Raw genomic sequence first — 22,450 nt, 5'->3', positions numbered from 1 at the left:
ATAATTGAGAGGTGATCCTCCGGACCGGCTCGAAAAGGCCGGTGGGTACTCCGGGCGGCAGGAATGGCGGTAGTCGGGTTACCGTTCGAGTGGCCGTTGCGGGCTTTTCCCGTTTGACACGGGGGCGGGATGTACCGTCACACTCCGCAGCGTCACCATGACCCCGACCCCGGGACGAAGACCCCTGGGGAGGCCCCAGCGTCGACCGGAGAGAAGAGCGAAGTTGTCCCCGACCAGCGAGACCGCACACGGCGGCCGCCGACTCGTCATCGTCGAGTCGCCTGCCAAGGCGAAGACGATCAAGGGCTACCTCGGCCCCGGCTATATCGTCGAGGCGAGCGTCGGGCACATCCGAGACCTTCCCAACGGCGCCGCGGAGGTGCCCGAGAAGTACACCGGCGAGGTCCGCCGCCTCGGCGTGGACGTCGAGAACGACTTCCAGCCCATCTACGTGGTCAACGCGGACAAGCGCGCCCAGGTCAAGAAGCTCAAGGATCTGCTCGCCGACTCCGACGAGCTCTTCCTCGCCACCGATGAGGACCGCGAGGGCGAGGCCATCGCGTGGCACCTCCTGGAGGTGCTGAAGCCCAAGGTCCCGGTCAAGCGCATGGTGTTTCACGAGATCACCAAGGACGCGATCCGCGCGGCCGTCGCCAACCCGCGCGATCTCAACAAGCGCATGGTCGACGCCCAGGAGACCCGCCGCATCCTCGACCGTCTCTACGGCTACGAGGTCTCGCCGGTCCTGTGGAAGAAGGTCATGCCGCGCCTGTCGGCCGGCCGTGTCCAGTCGGTTGCCACCCGGCTCGTGGTGGAGCGGGAACGCGAGCGCATCGCGTTTCGTTCTGCTGAGTACTGGGACCTGACGGGCACCTTCGCGACCGGCCGCGCGGGGGATGCGTCGGACCCGTCGTCGCTGGTCGCCCGCCTGCAGACCGTCGACGGCAGGCGGGTCGCGCAGGGCCGCGACTTCGACTCCCTGGGACAAATCAAGAGCGCGAACACCCTCCACCTCGACGAGGCGAACGCCCGCGCGCTCGCCGCCGCCCTGGAGAACACCCGGTTCTCGGTGCGGTCGGTCGAGTCGAAGCCGTACCGCCGCTCGCCGTACGCCCCGTTCCGTACGACGACGCTGCAGCAGGAGGCGAGCCGCAAGCTCGGCTTCGGCGCGAAGGCCACCATGCAGGTCGCGCAGAAGCTGTACGAGAACGGCTACATCACCTACATGCGTACGGACTCCACGACGCTGAGCGACACCGCCATCACCGCGGCCCGCGCCCAGGTCACGCAGCTGTACGGCGGCGACTACCTGCCGGCGCAGCCGCGGACGTACGCAGGCAAGGTCAAGAACGCGCAGGAGGCGCACGAGGCGATCCGGCCCTCGGGCGACCGTTTCCGCACGCCCGCGGAGACCGGCCTGACCGGCGACCAGTTCAAGCTCTACGAGCTGATCTGGAAGCGGACCGTGGCCTCCCAGATGAAGGACGCGACCGGTAACTCCGTCACGGTGAAGATCGGCGGCGCGGCTGCCGACGGCCGGGACGTCGAGTTCAGCGCCTCCGGCAAGACGATCACGTTCCACGGCTTCCTGAAGGCGTACGTCGAAGGCGCCGACGACCCGAACGCCGAGCTGGACGACCGCGAGCGCCGCCTGCCGCAGGTGGGCGAGGGCGACCCGCTGTCCGCCGAGGAGATCACGGTCGACGGGCACGCCACCAAGCCCCCGGCCCGCTACACCGAGGCCAGCCTGGTCAAGGAGCTCGAAGAGCGCGAGATCGGCCGCCCGTCGACGTACGCGTCGATCATCGGCACGATCCTCGACCGCGGTTACGTGTTCAAGAAGGGCACGGCACTCGTGCCGTCCTTCCTGTCCTTCGCCGTGGTCAACCTCCTGGAGAAGCACTTCGGGCGGCTCGTCGACTACGACTTCACCGCCAAGATGGAGGACGACCTCGACCGCATCGCGCGCGGTGAGGCCCAGGCCGTGCCGTGGCTGAAGCGGTTCTACTTCGGCGAGGGCACCAACAACGGCAACGCGGCCGAGGCGGGCAACGGCGACGGGGACCACCTCGGCGGCCTCAAGGAGCTGGTGACCGACCTGGGCGCGATCGACGCGCGCGAGGTGTCGTCGTTCCCGGTGGGCAGCGGCATCGTGCTGCGGGTCGGGCGCTACGGCCCGTACATCGAGCGCGGCGAGAAGGACTCCGAGAACCACCAGCGGGCGGACGTGCCCGAGGACCTGGCCCCGGACGAGCTGAGTGTCGAGTTCGCCGAGGAGCTGCTCGCCAAGCCGAGCGGCGACTTCGAACTCGGTGCCGATCCGGTGTCGGGCCACCAGATCATCGCCAGGGACGGCCGCTACGGCCCGTACGTCACCGAGGTGCTCCCCGAGGGCACCCCGAAGACCGGCAAGAACGCGGTCAAGCCGCGTACGGCCTCGCTGTTCAAGTCGATGTCGCTGGACACGGTGACGCTCGAGGACGCGCTCAAGCTGATGTCGCTGCCGCGCGTCGTCGGCGCCGACGCCGAGGGCCAGGAGATCACCGCGCAGAACGGGCGCTACGGGCCGTACCTGAAGAAGGGCACGGACTCGCGCTCGCTGCAGACCGAGGACCAGCTCTTCACGATCACGCTCCAAGAGGCGCTGGAGATCTACTCCCAGCCCAAGCAGCGTGGCCGTGCGGCCGCCAAGCCGCCGCTGAAGGAGCTGGGTGTGGACCCGGTCAGCGAGAAGCCGGTCGTGGTCAAGGACGGCCGCTTCGGGCCGTACGTGACCGACGGGGAGACCAACGCGACGCTGCGCTCCGGCGACAGCGTCGAGGAGATCACCCCGGAGCGCGGCTTCGAACTGCTCGCCGAGAAGCGGGCGAAGGCGCCCGCCAAGAAGACGGCCAAGAAGGCGCCCGCCAAGAAGGCTCCGGCGAAGAAGGCGACGGCCGCCAAGAAGACCGCGGCGAAGAAGACCACGACGGCTGCGAAGAAGACGACTGCCAAGAAGACCACCGCGAAGAAGGCGACGGCTTCGAAGGCCGTGGAGGAGTAAGTCCACGGTGGCGTGAGGGGCGTTCAGGACCGGGCCTTTTGGGGGTTGTGTCCTTGACGTTCCTTGCGTCTCCCGTTCGCGAAACGAACGCCCCGGTATCGCTTTGGTGTCGGGGCGTGCGCACGTTCGGACGCGCGCCGCGGGCTGTCAGTCCGTCCCGATAGGCTGAAAGCATGACGCGAGCCGAGCAGCCAACGGCCCACCACCCGGCCCCCGACGACGCCCTTGTAGCGGACTCCCGCGAGCGCGCTGTCCGCGCCCTGCTGCGCCGACCGCAGCTGAGGCGGCTGTGGAGCGCACAGCTGGTGGGCGGAGTCGGGGACACCCTCGCCCTCCTCGTGCTGGTGCTCCTCGCACTCCAGGCGGCGATCAGCGAGGGCTCGTTCGGCGGTGGGTACCGGGGCGTGGCGTTCGCAGTGGCGACCGTTTTCGGCGTACGGATCCTGGCAACGCTGCTCTTCGGGGCCGTCCTCCTCGGGCCGCTGACCTCGCTCACCTCTCAGGAGGGCCTGCTCGACCGCCGCTGGACCATGGTCGCCGCCGACGGCGTCAGGGTCCTCGCGCTGATCGTCGCGCCCTTGTGGATCGACTGGACGCCGGACGACGCGCTGGCCGTCGTCCTGGTCACCGCGTTCGTGACCGGAGTCGCCGAGCGCTTCTGGACGGTGTGCCGCGAGAGCGCGGCGCCCGCGCTGCTGCCGGCGCCGCCCCCGGAGGGCGCGACGGTACGGCCGCTGCCGGACCACATGGACGCCCTGCGCCGTCTGTCGCTGCGCACGAGCTTCGTGGCGATCCCCCTCGCGGCCGCCGCGCTCGTCGTCGCGGGGCTGCTCAACAACCTGCTGGGCGCCGGGATCGACTGGTTCGAGCAGCACCAGGCGGCGCTCGCCTCGTATGTGGCGGCCGGACTGTTCGCCGCGTCCCTGTCCGTGCTGACCTTCCTGGAACTGCCCGACACACGCACCCCGCGCGCGCGTTCGCCGCTCGAGGGCCTGCGCCGCCCCAAGACGGGGACGGGCGTGGACAAGGGGCGTACGGGATCCATTCCGCTGCTGGTGCTCGCGGCCGCCGCCGTCGCGGGTGCGATCTCCGCGGCCGTCGCCGTCTGCGTGCTGCACGCCAAGGACCTCGGCGGCGGCCCGGTGACGTACGGGCTGCTGGTGTTCGCGCTGACGGGCGGTGTCGTCGTCGGCATCCGTACGGCGCCCTCCGTGCTGCCGACCCTGTCGCGGCGCCGGCTGCTCGCGCTGGCGATCGCCTTCACCGGCGTTGCGCTGCTGGCCGCCGGGCTCGTCCCGGACGTCACCACTGTGCTGCTGATCGTCGCGCTGGCCGGCATCGGTGCGGGCGTGGCCGCCAACACCGGGCACACGCTCCTCGACCAGGAGGCCGAGGACTACCGGCGGGCGCGCACGACGGAGCACCTGCACGCGGTCGTACGCGTGTGTGTGGCGCTCGGCGCGGTCATCGCGCCCGTGGTGGCGGCGGGGATCGGGCCGCACCGGCTGGAGAACGGCAAGTTCGTGTTCGCGCACGGCGGCGCCGCGTTCACGCTGATGCTGGTCGGCGCACTGCTGCTGCCGGTGGCGGCGCTGGTCCTGGCCAAGGGCGACGATCGCTCGGGGGTGCCGCTGCGGCACGACCTGCGGGACGCGCTGCTGGGTGGCGACGACCCGGTGCCGACGCCGACGACCTCCGGTTTCTTCATCGCCCTGGAGGGCGGCGACGGCGCCGGCAAGTCCACGCAGGCCGAGGCGCTCGCCGAGTGGATCCGGGCCAAGGGCCACGAGGTCGTGCTGACGCGCGAGCCGGGCGCGACGCCGGTGGGCAAGCGGCTGCGGTCGATCCTGCTGGACGTGTCGAGCGCGGGGCTGTCCCACCGGGCGGAGGCGCTGCTGTACGCGGCGGACCGCGCGGAGCACGTGGACACGGTGGTCAGGCCCGCCCTGGAGCGCGGCGCGGTGGTCATCTCCGACCGCTACATCGACTCCTCGGTGGCCTACCAGGGGGCGGGCCGCGACCTGTCCCCGACCGAGATCGCCCGCATCAACCGCTGGGCGACGAACGGCCTCGTACCGCATCTGACCGTGCTGCTGGACGTCTCGCCGGACATCGCGCGCGAGCGGTTCACGGAGGCGCCCGACCGGCTGGAGTCGGAGCCGGCCGAGTTCCACGCGCGCGTGCGGTCCGGTTTCCTGACGCTGGCCGCGGCCGACCCCGGGCGGTACCTCGTGGTGGACGCGGGCCAGGAGCCCGAGGCCGTCACCACCGTCGTACGGCACCGGCTCGACCAGATGCTGCCGCTGTCCGAGGCCGAGGTGAAGGCCCAGGAGGAGGCGCGGAAGAAGGCCGAGGAGGAGGCCCGTCGCAAGGCCGAGGAGGAGGCCGCGCGCAAGGCCGAGGAAGAGCGGCTGGAGCGCGAGCGCCAGGAACAGCTCGAGCGGCTGCGCGCCGAGGAGGAGGAGCGCAAGCGGCGCGAGCTGGAGGAGGCGCAGCGCCGCGAGGCCGAACGCCAGGCGGAGGAGGCCCGGCTGCGGGCCGAGGAAGCGCGCCGTCGTGCCGAGGAGGAGCGGGTGCGGCTCCTCGCGGAGGAGAAGGCGCGCGCCGAGGAGGAGGCCCGCCGCAAGGCCGACGAGGACCGGCGGCGCAGGCAGGCCGAGGAAGAGGCCCGGCTGCACGCCGAGGCCGAGGCGCGGCGCCTGGAGAAGCAGCGCAAGGCCGAGGAGGCGCTGCTGCGGGCCGAGGAGGCCAGGCGGCTCGCCGAGCAGGCGACGGCCGCCGCGGAGGCGGGACCCAAGCAGCCCGCGGCGCCCGCGATGCCGCCGGAGGCGTCGACGGTGCCGACACCGGTGGTCACGCCGACGAACGCGTCGGGCGGGCCGGTGGAGGAGACGACGGTGCTGCGGCCGGTGCGGGAGGACAGGCCGCAAGGTGCGCAGAGCGGCGACCGGCCCGCCGGGGAGTCCGAGTCCGAGGTGACGACGAAGCTGCCGCAGCCGCCGGCTCCCGCGGGGGCGGCGGACGAGACGGCCGTGCTGCCGCCTGTCGTGCCGGGAGCGGCCGACGAGACGGCTGTGCTGCCGCCGGTGCCGTCCGGGGCCGAGGACGAGACGGCCCTGCTGCCTCCCGTGCGCGGTGAGGATGCCGCGCACCGGGTTCCGCCGGGGTTCTTCCGGGACGAGCGGTCGGGGGCCCGCCCGGAGGAGGCCGAGGACCGTACGCGGGAGATGCCGCAGGTCGACGCCGAGGGCGAGCCGCGGCGGCGGGCACGCTCGGACTGGGCCGAGGAGACACCGCTGGACGACCTGCCGACACTGGCGGACGAACTGCTCGGTCCGCGCGAGGACGAGTACGACGACGACGCGGGCCGGGGGCGGCGCGGTCGCGGGGGGCGGGGCTGAGGCATCGGGGCTGAGGGGCTGAGGTCGGCTGGCCCGTTGTCCGTTGCCTGTTGCCCCTTGCCCGGCGCTGTCGCCGGGGGCGGGTGTCGATTGCCGGGGGCTCCCGGGCGGGGGCGCCCGGTGCTCATCGAGGGGGGGCTTCTGTGGGGCGCGGACTGGTGGCTCGTCGGGCCTGCCCGCAGGGGCCAGTCCGGTCGCCCGCCCGGCTCTCCTGAACGGGCCGTTCCGGTCGCCCGCCCCACGCTCCCGATCGGGGCCGCACCGACCGCTCGTCCGCCGTTGTCAGTGCCGCCCCGCACAATGGATCCCGCAACGTGAAACGTGACGAAGGGGCGGGGTGAGTTCATGACCGTCTGGGACGACCTCGTCGGCCAGGAGAAGGTGGCCGAGCAGCTCGATGCCGCTGCCCGGGATGCCGATGCGCTGGTCACCGCGGCCGCCACCGCCGCGCCGCCGCCCGAGGCGTCGAAGATGACCCACGCCTGGCTGTTCACGGGACCGCCGGGCGCGGGGCGGAACCAGGTGGCGCGGGCGTTCGCCGCCGCGTTGCAGTGCGTCAGCCCCGACCGGGCGCTCGGCGGGACCCCGGGCTGCGGGTTCTGCGACGGCTGCCACACCGCCCTCGTCGGCACACACGCAGACGTCTCCAGCATCGCCGCCGTCGGCGCGCAGATCCTCGCCGACGACATGCGCGACACCGTCCGCAAGTCGTTCACGTCGCCGGCGAACGGCCGCTGGCAGGTCATCCTCGTCGAGGACGCCGAGCGGCTGAACGAGAAGTCGGCCAACGCCGTCCTCAAAGCGGTCGAGGAGCCCGCCCCGCGTACGGTCTGGCTGCTGTGCGCCCCCTCCATCGAGGACGTCCTGCCCACCATCCGCTCCCGCTGCCGCCACCTCAACCTGCTGACACCGTCGGTGGACGCCGTCGCCGACATGCTCGTACGGCGGGAAGGCATCGAACCGCCCGTCGCCGCCGCCGCGGCGCGCGCCACGCAGGGGCACGTCGACCGGGCCCGCCGCCTGGCCACCGACCCGGCCGCCCGCGAGCGCCGCGCCGCCGTCCTGAAGCTGCCCCTCCGCGTCGAGGACGTCGGCGGCTGCCTCAAGGCTGCCCAGGAGCTCGTCGACGCGGCCGCCGAGGACGCCAAGCAGCTCGCCGAGGAGCGGGACGGCAAGGAGACGGAGGAGATGAAGGCGGCCATGGGCGCGGTCCAGGGCGGCCGGATGCCGCGCGGCACGGCGGGCGTGATGAAGGACCTGGAGGACAAGCAGAAGCGGCGCAGAACGCGTACGCAGCGCGACAGCCTCGACGTCGCCCTCACCGACCTCACCGGCTTCTACCGCGACGTCCTCGCCCTCCAGCTCGGTTCCCGCGTGGCCATCGCGAACGCGGACGCCGAGGACATCCTGGAGCGCCTCGCCCGCGGCAGCTCCCCCGAGTCCACGCTCCGCCGTATCGAAGCGATCGCGGCCTGTCGCGAGGCCCTCGACCGCAATGTGGCCCCACTGCTCGCGGTGGAGGCGATGACGTTGGCCCTGAGAGCGGGCTGAACGACGGGCGGACCACCGGCCCGCCCGGTGATCAACGAGGAGTTGACCAGGTAACTCGTACGAGCCACGACGTGCACGGAAAGCATTCGGGCCACTGCACAGAGTTACGCTCGCCAGATGTACATCAGGCGCAGCTCCCGTCCCTTTCGGCCCCGAACCGCAGCCGCCCTCCTCGCCGCGGCCGCCCTGCTCGTCTCCGCCTGCTCCTCCGGAGGCACGGCGAGCACCAGCGGCACCACGGCGCAGGCGGCACTGGCCGCACTGCCGACATCGACGCCGTCCGCTCTCTCGCCGTACTACGGCCAGAAGCTGAGCTGGCGCACCTGCGGTGTCCCGGGATTCGAGTGCGCCACGATGAAGGCACCGCTCGACTACGCCAGGCCGGATGCCGGAGACGTGCGGCTCGCCGTGGCCCGCACGAAGGCCACGGGCAAGGGCAAACCGCTCGGTTCCCTGCTGGTGAACCCGGGCGGGCCCGGTGGCTCGGCGATCGGGTACCTCGAGCAGTACGCCGGCATCGGCTACCCGGCGAAGGTCCGTGCCCGCTACGACATGGTCGCGGTCGATCCGCGCGGCGTCGCCCGCAGCGAGCCCGTCGAATGCCTCGGCGGCCGGCAGATGGATACGTACACACAGACGGACACGACGCCCGACGACCGGAAGGAGACGGACGAACTCGTCGGCGCCTACAAGAAGTTCGCGACGGGCTGCGGGGCGCACTCGACGGAACTGCTGCGGCACGTCTCCACCGTCGAGGCGGCGCGGGACATGGACATCCTGCGGGCGGCGCTGGGCGACTCGAAGCTGACGTATGTGGGGGCGTCGTACGGGACGTTCCTCGGGGCGACGTATGCCGGGCTCTTCCCGAGCCGGGTGGGCCGGCTGGTGCTGGACGGTGCGATGGACCCCTCGCTGTCCGCGCGGCGGCTGAACCTGGATCAGACGGCGGGATTCGAGACGGCGTTCCAGTCCTTCGCGAAGGACTGCGTGCAGCAGTCGGACTGCCCGCTCGGCCGCAAGGGCACCTCGCCCGCCCAGGTCGGCAAGAACCTCAGCGCCTTCTTCAAGAAGCTGGACGCGCACCCCATCCCCACCGGTGACGCCGACGGCCGCAAGCTCGGCGAGGCCCTCGCCACCACCGGCGTGATCGCGGCGATGTACGACGAGGGAGCGTGGGCGCAGCTGCGCGAGTCGCTGACGTCGGCGATGAAGGAGAACGACGGCGCGGGCCTGCTCGTCCTGTCCGACAGCTACTACGAGCGCGATGCCGACGGCCGCTACTCGAACATGATGTTCGCCAACGCCGCCGTGAACTGCCTGGACCTCCCGGGTGCCTTCACCGGCCCCGACCAGGTGGAGAAGGCACTCCCGTCCTTCGAAAAGGCATCCCCCGTCTTCGGTGAGGGCCTCGCCTGGGCCTCCCTGAACTGCGCGTACTGGCCGGTGAAGCCCACGGGCGCACCGCACCGCATCGAGGCGAAGGGCGCTGCCCCCATCGTCGTGGTCGGCACCACCCGCGACCCGGCGACCCCGTACCGCTGGGCCCAGTCCCTCTCCCGCCAGCTCACCTCGGCCCGCCTCCTCACCTACGAGGGCGACGGCCACACCGCCTACGGTCGCGGCAGCACCTGCATCGACTCCGCGATCAACGCATACCTGCTCCGCGGAACCCCTCCGGCGAAGGCAAAGCGCTGCTCATAGCCCGTCCACCAGCCCCGTGGATCACCCACCCGGGGCTGGTGCGGAGCACCCCTCGAAACTGTGTAGACTTACCGGCGTTGCTGATCGCACCATAGTGCGTACGGCGCGCCGCCTTAGCTCAGATGGCCAGAGCAACGCACTCGTAATGCGTAGGTCTCGGGTTCGAATCCCGAAGGCGGCTCCATGGGAAACCGCAGGTCAGGCCTCTGACCTGCGGCTTCTTTGTTTTTTGATCACATGATCCGCGGACAGCTCCCGGTGTTCATGGCTTCGGACTCGTGAGTTCCGCGGAGCCGGGACAGCCCGTCCGCGCTGTGCACGATGGCCGCCAGTTCGCCCGCCACGGAGGCGGTGCGGTTGCCGAAAGCGGTACGAAGGCCGTCAGATGCCGTGGGCCGCGAAGGCGATGAACTGGGTCACCTGACGTGCGGCGAAGTTGTCGTCGGAGACCAGGACGACGGTGCGGCGGCCGTCGGGGAGTCGGGGGCCGAGGGTGATGCCCTCGACGTTGTCGACTCGGGTCAGCCCGGGGACGTCGGACAGGTCGGTCACGAGTGTTTTGCGGACCGGCTGGACGGGGTCCGTGGACGTGCCGGTGAGGGAATCGCGGCCGAGGGTGTCGGTGGCGCCGTGGAGGTCGACCAGGTAGACGCGGGCCTTCCAGTTGTTGTCGGCGAAGATCGAGGCGCGTTCGAGGACCAGGAAGCGGTCGTGGCCGAGGGCCACGAGGTCGCTGACACCGTTGGTGTCGGTGCTGCCCGCCGGCGGCGTGGCGAACAGTGGTTCCAGGGGGTAGGCGTACTGGGCCAGCGGCAGTCCGGTGCGTGCGTCGTGGACGGTGATGCGGGTGAGCGCGCCGTGCTCGGGGGTGGGGTCGTCGCCGTCCTGGTAGAGGGGGTCCTCCATGGCGGTGACGATCCGCCGTCCGTCCGGGGTGAAGGTGGCTCCTTCCAGGGTCTGGTTCTTGCGGGGGCCGAACTCCTGGGAGTCCATGTGCAGTTGTGGGGGAAGCGCGAGCTGTCCGCGGTAGGCGCCGGTCGTGGTGGCGCGGCGGATCCAGGGGTCGCCGAGGAGGGCGGGCCCGTCGGACGGGACGATGCGCTCGCCCTCGCTCGTCCAGGCGAGGCTGCCGTCGCGCGGGTCGACGGCGATGCCCTCCGGGTCGGGTGCCACGGTGGAGGTGGCGGTCGAGGTGGGCGGGAAGGCGGTGCCGTCCGGGCGGAGCCACGGGTGGGTGCCGGTGAGTTCCACGCCCTTGAGGGCGCCGTGGGCGAAGTCGATGTGAGCGGTGTAGAAGCGGGCCGGGCCGGTCTGCGACCGGTCGTCGCTGATCAGGTAGTACGTGCCCGTCTTCGCGTCGTAACTGACGGCGGACAGCCCGCCGACGGTGGTGCCCTGGAAGGCCATCGCGTTCGGCAGTTCACGCTCGCCGAGGAAGTCCAGCCGTACGCCGCTGTCGTGGGCGGCGGCCGGGGTGCCGACGAGGGCGGGGAGCGAGGCGAGGGCGACGGCGGTGGCGATGATCCGGGCGCGGGCGGCGCGGATGCTCATGGGGTCTCCAAGGTGGGCAGGCCGGACGGTGCCGTGGGAGCGGCGGCGGTACGGGACGTGCGGCGGCGCCAGGCGAAGAACGCGAGGGCCAGCAGGGTGAAGACGTAGGGAATCGCGGAGACCAGCTGGGACGGGACGGCGAGGTTGCCGAGCTGGACGGCGAGGGCCTCGGCGGTGCCGAAGCCGAGGGCGGCCAGGAACACGCCCCAGGGGCGCAGCGCGCCCAGGAAGACGGCGGCCAGGGCGATGTAGCCGCGGCCCGCGGTCATGCCGGTGACGAAGAAGGACACGGCGCCCATGCTCAGGAACACTCCGGCCGCCCCGGCCAGCGCGCCGCTGAGCGCGAGGGCGCGGAACTGGACCCGGTGCACGTGGATGCCGACCGAGCGTGCCGCCTCGGGGTGCTCCCCGACCGCCCGCAGGTGGAAGCCGAACCGGGCCCGGTACAGCAGCCAGGCGACCGCGGGGGTGGCGGCGAGGGCGGTCCAGGTCAGCACGTTCTGCCCGCTGAGCACCGCGCCGAGGCCCGGGATGTCCTCTATGAGCGGCAGTCGGACGGAGGGCAGCGCGCCGCTGTGCAGTCGGCTGGTGCCTCCCTTGTCGCCGAGGAGCGCGTACACGGTGTACGAAGTCGCGCCCGCCGCCAGGAGGTTGAGGCCGATGCCCGCGATGATGGCGTCCGCGCCGAGGTACAGGTGCAGCACGCCGAGCAGCAGCGCGAGCAGCGCGCCGGCGGCGATCCCGCAGACGGCTCCGGCCCACACCGAGCCGCTGTACCCGGCGACCAGCGCGCCCGTGCAGGCGGCGCTCAGCATCGAGCCCTCCAGGGCGATGTTGGGCACTCCGGCCCGCTCGGCCAGCAGCCCGCCGAGGGCGGCGAGGACGTACGGCGTGGACACCCCGAGGATCGCCGCGAGGAATGCCGTGCTGAGCACGACGTCGAGGACGGGGCCCATCAGCGGGCCTCCCTTCGGGCGAGGTACCGCTTGACGAGCTCGGGCAGCGCCCGCGCGGTCACGAGCAGCACGATGACCGCCTGGATGATGGTCACGGCGTCGGAGCCGACGTCGGTCTGCTGTTCCATCACGTCGCCGCCGACCCGCAGATACGAGTAGAGGAGCGCGGCGGCGACCACGCCGACCGGGTTGTTGCGGCCCAGCAGGGCGACGACGATGCCCTCGAAGGCCAGGCCGCCGGCCATGTCGGGCTGGAGTCCGCCGTAGATCCCGAGCGCGAGGTGTGCTCCGGCGAGGCCGGCCAGCGCGCCGCCGATGACGAAGCTCCACTCGATGGTGCGCGGTACGTCGAGGCCGCCGTAGCGGGCGAAGTCCGGGTTGGAGCCGGTGATGCGGATGCGGTAGCCGAGCGGTGTCCTGGCGAGCAGGAACCAGACGGCGGCGGCCACCGCGACCATCCCGAAGAGGCCGACGTTCGCCTGGTCCAGGGGGACGCCGAAGAAGTCGGAGAGGAGAGGCAGGACCGAGTCGGGCCGCACCGGGGCGGACTGCACTGCGCTGCTGTCGGGAGCCTTGAGATGGTCGGTGAGGAGATAGTCGAAGACCCGCACGACCACGGCGTTCAGCATCAGCGTGGCCACGATCTCGTTGGCGCCGAGGCGGGCCTTCATGACGCCCGGTACCGCGCCCAGCGCGGCCCCGGCGAGGGTGGCGGCGCCGAGCGGCACCAGTACGGCGGCGACGGGCGGCAGATGGAAGTTGATCGCCACGAGCGCGCTCGCCAGGGCGCCGGCGTACACCTGGCCCTCCGCGCCGAGGCTGATCTGCCGGGCCCGGAAGGGGATCGCGACGGACAGGCCGAGCAGCGACAGGGTGGTGGCGTCGGCGAGCCAGCGGCCGATCCGCGGGGTGCGCTCCAGCGGGCCGGTGAGCAGGGCGTTCAGTGCGCCGGTGGCGTCCTTGCCGGTGGCCAGGACCACCAGGAAGGCGATGAGGACGGCGACGGCGACGGTCAGCACCGTCATCGTCAACTCGACGACCACCGTACGGCGTCGGGTGGCCAGGAACTCCCGGCGGCCCTGCGTCTCGGGCCGCCCCTGCTGTTCCGCGGCCGGTTCCAGGGTCGAGGTCATCGGGCACCTGCCGTGATCCGCTCGTCCGGATGCCGCTCCACACCGAGCATGTACAGGCCGGTGGCCTCCTCGGTGAGTCCGGTCGGGTCGTCGAAGCGGGCGACGAGACGGCCGTCCTTGATGACCAGCAACCGGTCGGAGAGCGCGAGGAGTTCACCCAGGTCGGCGGAGACGAGCAGCACCGCGGCGCCCGCGTCACGGGCTTCGAGGAGCCGCTCGTACATGAAGTGCATGGCGCCGATGTCGACGCCCCGGGTGAGCTGTGCGGCGAGCAACAGGCGGGGCCGGGCGGACAGTTCGCGGGCGACGACGACTTTTTGCAGGTTGCCGCCGGACAGTGCTCCGGCCGCCGTTTCGGGGTGCGGGGCGCGGATCGCGTAACGGCTGATGAGGTCCTCGGCGAGTTCTCGTATGCGGCGGGTGCGCAGGACGCCTCGGCGTGCGACCGGGGGCCGGTCGTGGCGGTCGACGATCAGGTTGTCGGCGATGGACCGGTCCAGGGCCGCCCCGTTGGACAGCCGGTCCTCGGGCACGTGGGCGACACCGGCCCTGCGGTGTCCCGCCGCGTCGAGGTGGGTGACGTCGGCGTCGTCGACGGTGACCGACCCGGCGGTGGGGCGGCGCAGTCCGGCGAGGAGTTCGACGAGTTCGGTCTGGCCGTTGCCCTCGACTCCCGCGAGGCCGACGATCTCACCGGCCGCGATGTCGAGGGAGACGCCGTGCACCGCCGGGCCCGAGAGTCCACGCACCCGCAGCACCCTCGCCCCGGGCCGCGCCGGGGGCTTCGGCACGTCGAGGGACATCTCCCGGCCGACCATCATGGACGCCAGCTGCGCGGACGTCGCTTCCTCGGTGCGTACGGTGCCGATCACCGACCCGGCGCGCATGACGGTGACGCGGTCGCTGATCTCCCGTACCTCCTTGAGCTTGTGCGAGATGAACAGCACGGTCATTCCCGAGTCGCGCAGCCTGCGGACCGCCGTGAAGAGGTCGGTGGTCTCCTGGGGGGTGAGCACGGCGGTGGGCTCGTCGAGGATCAGGATGCGGGCGCCGCGGTGCAGGGCCTTGAGGATCTCGGCGCGCTGGCGCATCCCCACGGACACCGCGTCGACCCTCGCCTCCGGGTCGACGGCGAGCCCGGCCTCCTCGGCCAGCGCGGCGGTACGTTCGGCGGCGGCCGCGCGGTCGACGCGGCCCGCCCGGCCGGGTTCGACGCCGAGGACGACGTTCTCGGCGATGGTGAACGACGGGACCAGCATGAGGTTCTGGTGGACCATGCCCACGCCGAGGGCGATGGCGTCCTGGGGCCCCGAGAACCTGACCCGTCGCCCGTGCACGCCGATGTGCCCTGCTGACGGCTGTTCGAGTCCGTACAGCAGCTTCATCAGGGTGGACTTGCCGGCGCCGTTCTGTCCGACGATCGCCCTGATCTCGCCGCCGGGTACCGACAGGTCGACGTCGCTGACGGCGCGGGTGCCGTTGGGGTAGGTCTTGCCCAGGCCCGCGGCCTCCAGGGCGACAGGGGCCCTGTCGAGGGTTCCGGCCATGGTCTCGTCGGCATTCTCCATGGGTTCCACCAGTGTTCCTCGGAGGTCAGAAGGCCGAAGGGACCTTGACGGCACCGGACTTGACCTTCGCGGCCTGCGCCTGGAGTTCGGCGCGCACGGCGGCGGGAACGAGCTTGTCGAAGTTGGCGTTGTCCACGTAGCCCACGCCGTCCTCGGCCAGGCCGACGGCGGCGGGCTTGCCGTAGGCGAGCGTGCCGGCCTTGTTCGCCTTGGCCGCGAGGTAGAGGGCGTTGCCGGCGTTCTTGAGGATGGAGGTGACGACGGTCTGCCGCTGGGCCGCGTCGGTGAGCGTCTTGTACTGGTCGGAGTCGACCCCGAAGGCGTACCGCTTGGTGGCGACGGCCGACTCGAACACCCCGAGGCCGGAGGATCCGGCGACGGGCCACACCAGTTCGGCGCCCTGTCCGTACATCGCCGAGGCGATCTGCTTGCCCTTGGCCGGGTCGCCGAACGGATTGTCGCCGCCGACGTACTGCACGAGGACACCGGAGGACGGATTTCCGCCCGCCGCCTTGAAGCCCGCCTTGAAGCCGACGACGAAGTCCTCGATGACCGGTATCTTCACTCCGCCGATCACGCCCACCTTTCCGTTTCCGCTGCTGCCGGGAAGGGCCTTGGCCGCGACGAGTTTGTCGGCGAGGAATCCGGCCAGATAGGCGGCCTCGTTCTGCTTGAAGGTGACGGAGTAGACGTTCGCGCACTTGTTGGAACAGCCGCTCTTGCCCGTGTAGTCGACGGATCCGTCGAAGAGCCAGAACTTCTTGTCCGGGTACTCCGGGGCCAGCTTGGAGAGGAATCCGACGGTGTCGACGGTGCCCGCGGCGAGCACGTCGTAGTCGTCGCCGGCAGCCGCGTCCTCGAAGCCCGAGGACCACTTGGTGCGGTCGCTGCCCAGCTCGACGACCTTCAGGCTGTAACCGAGGTCCTTCTCCGTCTTCTTCAGGCCCGCGTACGCGGAGTCGAAGAAAGAACGGTCGCCGAGGTTTCCGTTGATGACGAACTTGATTCTCAGCTTTCCGGATTTCCCGGACTGAGTGGAGTCGGCGTCTGTCGAGGCGCCGCATCCGGCGAGGGTGAGGGAGAGCGCCGCGACGGCCCCCAGAATTCTGATCTTGTTCATCGTTTTGATCTCTTTCTCGAGTTCTTGATTTTCTGAGTCGTCAGACAGGGGCCGTTCTTCGCCATTGGCCGAAAGGTATGCAATGCAAAACGTTTTGGCTATGGCCTCTGGTGTTAGGAGATTGTTTCCGCGAGCAGCGCGGTGGCCGCGATGGTGACGGCGCGGTCGAAGTCCGTCTCGCGCTCGGCCGGAGTGAGCGCCTCCGCGCGGCGCACGTGATCGCTGACCGTCAGCACGGCGAGCGCGCGACCGCCCTCGGCGGCGGCGGTCGCGTACAGACCCGCGGCCTCCATCTCCACGGCCAGGGTGCCGTGCGCCTCCAACTGCTCGAACAGCGTCGGCCGGTCCAGGTAGAAGTGGTCGGTGGTGAACACCGGCCCGACGTGGATGTGCCGTCCGGCCCCGGCGGCCTGTGCGGCCGCCGCGGTCAGGCCGAACGAGGCGGCGTGGCTCAGCTGCACTCCGTCGATACGGTGGCTGCCCATGGCCGAGTCGGTGTGGGCCGCGGTGGCCACGACCACGTCCCGCAGACCCACCGAGGCGGGCAGACCGCCCGCTGTGCCCACCCGCACGATGCTGCGCACGCCGTAGAAGCGGAAGAGCTCGGTGGCGTAGATCGTGACGGACGGCATTCCCATGCCGGAGGCCAGGACGGACAGGGGCACGCCTCGGTACGTTCCGGTGTATCCCTCGATGCCGCGCACGTCGGTGACCAGCCGGGCGTCCTGGAGAATCGTTTCGGCGATACGGCGTGCCCGGCGCGGGTCGCCGGGCATCAGTACGTCCGGTGCGAAGTCGCCGGGGGCGGCCGAGAGGTGGGCGGTGACCATCAGACGTCCTCCCCCACCGGGGTCCGTGCCAGCCAGCGGACCAGCCGGTCCCACAGCTCGGGGTAGCCCTTCCAGTCCAGGAACGCGGGCGGGGCCCAGTGCGGCGCCAGGTCGGACGTGAAGGCCGCCGACCTTCCCGCGCCGTAGCCGCCCACCGCCAGCAGCGGATGGCCCGCGCACTCGACGAGCAGGTCCGCCCCGTCCTTCACCGTCACCTCGTTGAGGCCGAGCAGATCCGGCCAGGTCCCGTCCAGCCCGTCGACCAGCTGGTGCCGGGCGACGACCCGCGGTGCGGCCCCGGCGGGCAGCTCCACCCGGTCGTCCCGGTCGTGCAGACCGACCGGCAGCGCCGCGGCCAGCGGGGTGCGTCCCCAACGGGCCTTGGCGTCAATGCCGGTGAAGGTGAGATAGCCGCCCACCATCAGCAGGCCTCCGCCGCGCTCCACGTAGGCCCGCAGCAGTTCCGTACGGTCCGGCGCGGGCACCGAGCGGGTGAACGTCTCCGGCGGGAGCTGGAAACTGTTGGCCCCCACGTCGCTGATCACGACGACGTCGTAGGGCTCCAGGCCCTCGGCTGTGGCGGGCACCCCGGTCGCTATCTCGTGCGCCGGGACATACGTCACCGTGTGGCCGCGGTCGCGCAACGCGTCGAGGAAGACCTGGGCGCCCTCGACGTACTCGGAGGTGAAGAAGGAGTCGAACCCCTTCTGGTGGACGGAGTGGGTGAACCAGGACTCACCCACGACGAGGACATGGGGCATCGCGGCACGACCTTTCCTGTGATGTGTGGGGTGTTCTTTGTGCGCGGTGTTTTTCGTGTGAGCCGGTCAGGGGGCCGGGCGCACGGGAGACGTACTGGCGCGGGCCTTCAGCCGGACCGGCAGGATGTGCCGGGAGGCAGGGGGCACCTCGTCCCGGTGGACATAGCTCAGGAGTTGGGTGCCGGCCGTGCGGCCGATGTCGTAGGCGGGCTGGTGGACGGTGGTGAGGCGGGGGTGGACGCGGGAGGCGAGCATGATGTCGTCGAAGCCCGCCACCGAGACGTCGTCGGGGACGCGCAGGCCCGCGTCCTCCAGGGCGGCGACCGCGCCGAGTGCCATCAGGTCGTTGGCGGCGAACACCGCGGTGAAGCGACGCGGGCCGCCGTCCTCCAGGGCCGCGGCGACCAGGTTGTAGCCGGACCGTTCGACGAAGGCGCCCTCAACCTCGGTGACCCCCGCGCTGCCGAACGCCTCGCGGAAACCGGCGATCCGCTCCAGGCTGCTCACCAGGTCCACCGGGCCGCTGATCGCGAGTACCCGGCGATGGCCCAGCTCCCGCAGGTGCTGCCCGATCAGTCGGCCGCCCGCCCGGTGGTCGGCGGTGACCAGGATGGTCTGCTCCAGCAGACCGGGGACGACCTCGTCGGCCAGGGCGATGGGGAACCGCCCGAGCAGTGACGCCAGCCGGCCACGGGAGGGCGGCGAGCCGGAGGCGTACACCATGCCGTCGATGAACCGGCCGCGGAGCATTTCCAGATAGCGGTCCTCGCGGTCGGGGTCGAATTCGGTGTTGCACAGGATGACGCCGTAGCCCAGGTCGTGGGCGGCGTCGTCGACGCCCTTGGCGAGTTCGGCGAAGAACTGGTTGGTGATGTCGGGCACCAGCAGCCCTATGACGTTGGTCGAACCGGCCTGGAGATTGCGGGCCGTGGAGGCGGGGACGTAGCCGAGTCGGCCGACGACCGCGCGGACCCGCTCGGCCGTCTCCTCCGCGACCGGCCGGTTGCCGCTCAGCACGTGCGACACCGTGGTCGGACTGACCCGGGCCGCCGCCGCCACGTCCTTGATCGACGCCGGCCGCCGCATCCGGCGCCGGCCCGCGTCCTCGTCCTGCTCACGGGTCATAGTGCTGCACCGCTCTGCCGTGCGAGGTGTCCAGCAGCGCGGGCACGCGTGCCTCGACCTCGGCCAGCAGCCCCGGCAGGTCCACCGTCAGCAGCCGGCCGTCCCGCACCACGACCCGCCCGTCCACCACGACCGTGCGCACATCGCTCGCCCGCGTGCTGTAGACCAGGGCCGCCACCGGGTCGTGAACCGGGCGGCAGTGGACTCCGCCCAGGTCGACCAGCACGATGTCACCGGCCCGGCCCGGTTCGAGCGCGCCGATCCGGCTCCCGAGTCCGAGCGCCCGGGCCCCGCCGCGCGTGGCCAGCCGGACCGTGTCGGAGACCGTCATCCAGGTGGCGTCCCGCTCCGCCTGCTTCTGGGTCAGCGCGACCAGCCGCATCGCCTCCCACACGTCCAGCGTGTTGTGCCCGGCCGCCCCGTCCGTCCCGGCCCCGACGGCGACACCGGCGTCCAGCAGGCTCCGTACCGGAGTCAGCGGACGCAGAGCGTGCTTCAGATAGACCTTGGGGCAGCAGGCCACGCCGGTACGGTCCCCGTGCGCCGCCAGCGTCGGCAGGTCTTCGGGGACGATGCCGCACCCGTGCGCGATCAGCGCGCCCGCCTCCAGCACGCCGGTCCGCTCCAGCACCCCGATGGGGGTGATGCCGCGCCGCGCCAGGCTCGACTCGGTCTGCTCCAGGTGCTCGGCGGCGTGGATGTGGATCCGTAGGCGTGTCTCCCGGGCCAGCTCCGCGAGCCGGACCAGGTCCGCGTCCTCGACGGTGTACGGCGCGTGCGGGCCCAGCGACGAGGTGACCCGCCCGCCACCGGTGCCGTGCAGGGCCGCCGCGACGTCGGCGCTCTCCTCCAGCGCGGCCCGGCCCCGGCTGCTGAAGCAGGTCGGCGCGATGTCGGCCCGGATTCCGGTACGCACGACGGCGTCGGCGATCCGCTCGGCGTGGAAGTAGTGGTCGGCGAACGTGGTCACCCCGCTGAGCAGCATCTCCGCACAGGCCAGCTCCGCGCCGAGGCCGATGTCGGCGGGGGTGAGGTTGACCTCCATGGGCCACACCCGCTCGTTGAACCAGGCCTCGACACTCACGTCCTCGGCGGCGCCGCGCATCAGCGTCATCGGGCCGTGGGTGTGGGCGTTCACCAGACCTGGTACGGCGACCAGTCCCCTGCCGTCCACGGTCTCCGCCCCGGCGGCGTCCGGCCCGGAGCCGGCCGGGCCCAGCCAGGCGATCACTCCGTCCTCGACGAGGATGTCCTGGTCCTTCTCCACCCGGCAGGGGCCCGATTCCGGCACGACGAGCACCGAGCAGGAGGTCACGATCAGTCGGCGCACGATGTGGATCCTTCCGTTCGAAACCGGACGCTAAGGATCCAAAACGTTTTGCACAACCCCTTGCAGTGCCGAGTCCCCAGCCTGCTGGCCGCTCGGGAAGGCGTGCTGCTCGCTCATACGGGGTCCACGTGCAGTGCGTCACACCTGCACCCGGCCGGCGGCCCGTTTCGGCGTCGGCATCACCACGGTCTGCGTGGCTGAGCCGATCGAGGTCCGTGTTGCACTGCCCCGGACCTGGCCACCGCGGTCCGCGGTCGTCGGCACGCACCGGTTCAACCGCAAGCGCGGCTGCCACTGAAGGTGGCTGCCGCCGAGATCATTGCGGAGGCCGGGATACTGTCTCGCCGACGCCGAACGCTGGTTCAGTTCTTTTTGGCTTGGGGCGGCATCAGGGCGCCCCTGGGGTCAGTGCTCGTCGACGAGGCCGGATTGCCAGGCCCAGGCGGCTATCTCCACGCGGTTGCGGGCCGGCAGTTTGGTCTGGACGTTGCCGAGATGGGTCTTCACCGTGCCCACCGAGATGGACAGTTCGGCGGCGATCTCGGCATTGGTCAGACCCCGGGCCACCAGACGTACGAGGTCCATCTCGCGAGCCGACAGCCCGACGCTCGGTTCCCGGCGGGCGGGGGTTCGGTTCAGACGGTGCAGCAGCCGCACCGTGATGGAGGGGCTGACCAGTGCCTCACCGGATGCCGCCGCCCGGATCGCCTCCACCAGCAGGGCCGGACCGGAGTCCTTGAGCAGGAATCCGCAGGCGCCGTCGGCCAGGGCGCGGTGGACGTATTCGTCGTCGTCGAACGTCGTGACAACGACGACCTTCGGCGGGTCGACGGTGCCGGGGCGGATCAGTCGGCGCATGGCTTCGAGGCCGTCGAGGCGAGGCATGCGGATGTCCATCAGTACGACGTCCGGGCGGTGCCGCTCGGCGAGTTCCACGGCCTGGAGGCCGTCCACGGCTTCGGCGACGACCTCGATGTCGTCCTGGGCGGCCAGGATCATCGCGAAACCGGCGCGGACCATGGCCTGGTCGTCCGCGAGAAGTACCCGGATGGTCATCGGGCCGCCTCTGTCATGGCTCGGGCCGGGGTCACCGGGAGGGTGGCTTCGACGCCCCAGCCGCCGCCGGTGACCGGGCCCGACTGGATGCGGCCGCCGATGAGGCCGACTCGTTCGGCCAGTCCCTTCAGGCCGAAGCCGCCGGTGGAGGCGGGGTGCGGTCGTCCGTCGTCGCCGACCCGTACGGTGAGGCTGTCGCCGGACCGGACCACGTGCACCTGGACCTCGGCGCAGCCGTGAGCGTGCTTGCGTACGTTGGTCAGTGCCTCCATCACGACGCGGTGCGCGGTGGTGGCCACCTCCACGGGCAGGCCGTCGAAGGTGCCCTCCAGATCGAGCCGCGCCTGCGCGCCGCCGACTGTGGAGAACTCCTCGACGAGCGTGCGCAGTTCGGCGATCCCCGCCAGCGGTGCGAGGGCCGGTTCTCCGTCGGCGTCGCGCAGCATCCCGACCATGTGCCGCATGGAGGTCAGCGCCTCCGCCCCGGCCTGCTCGATCCGTTCCAGCGCGGGAAGTACGAGCTGCGGCCGCCGTTCCGCAATCGCCAGGGCGCCCTGTGCCTGCACGACGATGCCGGTCACATGGTGAGCGACGAAGTCGTGCAGGTCGCGGGCGAACTCGGTGCGCTGCTCCAGCCGGATCGTCGCCGCCCGGCGCCGTCGGTCCACCAGAACCAGCCGACGTGCGACGCCGGCGCCCAGGACCGCCGTCGTCCCCACGGCGAAGAACAGCGCCGTGATGATGCTGATCTCCCCGACATCGCTCGCCATCGGCCGCAGCACGATCGCCGGGTACAGGGCCAGGACGGCCCACGCCGCCCACCGCCGTCGGCCGCGCAGGGCGACGACCAGCAACAGCCACAGCAGCGCCGCCGGTTCGGTGAACCCGAACCCGTCGCGGGAGTCCGTACCGTCGGGCGACGAGCTTGCGGCACCGGCGTGCAGGGCGAGCGACAGGGCCAGCGACGCCACCCCCGCCAGGCCGGCGAACGCAGGCAGAGCCTTGGCACCGAGCCAGGGCGAAACGGCGACGGCAGTCACGGCCAGGAGGCCGCAGAGCAACTTGGCGAGGCCGAACCCCCGGTCTCCGATCAGCCCGGTGAGGCGGTCGATCACCAGGGCCCCGCACAGCACCGTCAGCCACAACAGCCATGCCGCCCACGGCAGTAGGGGCCGCGTTCTCGCCCACCGGGAAGTGAGGGCGGAGGAGACCGCTCGGCCGAAAGTCGTAGTCGGCCCCGCAGGATCTGTCTTTCGCCGGATCCGACCGGCGGAGTGGCCGGGCAGAGTCGTGTCCGGTTCGGACAATCTGCTATCGATCACAT

Annotated in this window: 15 protein-coding genes and 1 tRNA gene; 5 read left to right on the top strand and 11 right to left on the bottom strand. The window is 71.5% G+C overall.

Annotation, left to right across the window (positions count from 1 at the left end; translation table 11 throughout):
• The first annotated feature begins 223 nt into the window (after positions 1–223).
• From topA to OG303_RS23235, 5 genes are all read left to right on the top strand, one after another.
• Entirely contained in the window at positions 224–3,043 is a 2,820-nt protein-coding gene (gene topA, locus OG303_RS23255; RefSeq protein WP_405870570.1) for a type I DNA topoisomerase, read from the top strand.
• A gap of 173 nt (positions 3,044–3,216) precedes the next feature.
• A complete protein-coding gene (gene tmk / locus OG303_RS23250) occupies positions 3,217–6,444 on the top strand; it encodes a dTMP kinase (protein ID WP_405870568.1) in 3,228 nt (1,075 codons plus the stop codon).
• A 345-nt stretch (positions 6,445–6,789) separates the two neighbouring features.
• The gene (locus OG303_RS23245) at positions 6,790–7,995 is read left to right on the top strand and encodes a DNA polymerase III subunit delta' (RefSeq protein WP_405870566.1); all 1,206 of its coding nucleotides are present in this window, start codon (positions 6,790–6,792) and stop codon (positions 7,993–7,995) included.
• A 117-nt stretch (positions 7,996–8,112) separates the two neighbouring features.
• Complete coding sequence (locus tag OG303_RS23240; protein ID WP_405870565.1) at positions 8,113–9,696, top strand: alpha/beta hydrolase; 1,584 nt, start codon at positions 8,113–8,115, stop codon at positions 9,694–9,696.
• Positions 9,697–9,803: 107 nt separating this feature from the next.
• Positions 9,804–9,880 (top strand) — tRNA-Thr (locus tag OG303_RS23235).
• Positions 9,881–10,077: 197 nt separating this feature from the next.
• Here OG303_RS23235 and OG303_RS23230 read toward each other — a convergent pair.
• The 11 genes from OG303_RS23230 to OG303_RS23180 all read right to left on the bottom strand — a co-directional run bounded on the left by OG303_RS23230 (position 10,078) and on the right by OG303_RS23180 (position 22,241).
• Positions 10,078–11,247, bottom strand: a complete 1,170-nt coding sequence (locus OG303_RS23230) for an esterase-like activity of phytase family protein (protein ID WP_405870564.1) — start codon at positions 11,245–11,247, stop codon at positions 10,078–10,080.
• Positions 11,244–12,203 carry an ABC transporter permease gene (locus OG303_RS23225; protein ID WP_405870562.1) on the bottom strand — a complete coding sequence of 320 codons (960 nt, stop codon included), beginning with the start codon at positions 12,201–12,203 and terminating at the stop codon, positions 11,244–11,246. Before OG303_RS23225 ends, OG303_RS23230 begins: the two co-directional genes overlap by 4 nt.
• The gene (locus OG303_RS23220) at positions 12,203–13,336 is read right to left on the bottom strand and encodes an ABC transporter permease (protein WP_405870560.1); all 1,134 of its coding nucleotides are present in this window, start codon (positions 13,334–13,336) and stop codon (positions 12,203–12,205) included. The genes OG303_RS23225 and OG303_RS23220 overlap by 1 nt, the downstream gene beginning before the upstream one ends.
• A complete protein-coding gene (locus OG303_RS23215) occupies positions 13,333–14,904 on the bottom strand; it encodes an ABC transporter ATP-binding protein (protein WP_405870559.1) in 1,572 nt (523 codons plus the stop codon). Before OG303_RS23215 ends, OG303_RS23220 begins: the two co-directional genes overlap by 4 nt.
• 25 nt (positions 14,905–14,929) lie before the next feature.
• Positions 14,930–16,024, bottom strand: coding sequence for a BMP family protein (locus OG303_RS23210; RefSeq protein ID WP_405870557.1), 1,095 nt, complete (start codon positions 16,022–16,024; stop codon positions 14,930–14,932).
• Between the two features lie 113 nt (positions 16,025–16,137).
• A complete protein-coding gene (deoD, locus tag OG303_RS23205; protein ID WP_405870556.1) occupies positions 16,138–16,854 on the bottom strand; it encodes a purine-nucleoside phosphorylase in 717 nt (238 codons plus the stop codon).
• The gene (locus OG303_RS23200; RefSeq protein ID WP_405870555.1) at positions 16,854–17,615 is read right to left on the bottom strand and encodes a glutamine amidotransferase; all 762 of its coding nucleotides are present in this window, start codon (positions 17,613–17,615) and stop codon (positions 16,854–16,856) included. Before OG303_RS23200 ends, deoD begins: the two co-directional genes overlap by 1 nt.
• Before the next feature lie 66 nt (positions 17,616–17,681).
• Entirely contained in the window at positions 17,682–18,740 is a 1,059-nt protein-coding gene (locus OG303_RS23195) for a LacI family DNA-binding transcriptional regulator (protein WP_405870553.1), read from the bottom strand.
• The gene (locus OG303_RS23190) at positions 18,730–20,073 is read right to left on the bottom strand and encodes an amidohydrolase (protein WP_405877436.1); all 1,344 of its coding nucleotides are present in this window, start codon (positions 20,071–20,073) and stop codon (positions 18,730–18,732) included. Before OG303_RS23190 ends, OG303_RS23195 begins: the two co-directional genes overlap by 11 nt.
• 402 nt (positions 20,074–20,475) lie before the next feature.
• Positions 20,476–21,126 (bottom strand): response regulator, encoded by a 651-nt coding sequence (locus OG303_RS23185; RefSeq protein WP_405870552.1) that lies wholly within the window; start codon positions 21,124–21,126, stop codon positions 20,476–20,478.
• Positions 21,123–22,241 (bottom strand): sensor histidine kinase, encoded by a 1,119-nt coding sequence (locus OG303_RS23180; protein ID WP_405870550.1) that lies wholly within the window; start codon positions 22,239–22,241, stop codon positions 21,123–21,125. Before OG303_RS23180 ends, OG303_RS23185 begins: the two co-directional genes overlap by 4 nt.
• Positions 22,242–22,450 lie beyond the last annotated feature (209 nt).

Origin of the sequence: Streptomyces sp. NBC_00005 (assembly GCF_045160215.1) — a bacterium.
Classification (GTDB): domain Bacteria; phylum Actinomycetota; class Actinomycetes; order Streptomycetales; family Streptomycetaceae; genus Streptomyces.
This window is presented reverse-complemented; position numbering and strand designations above follow the sequence as displayed.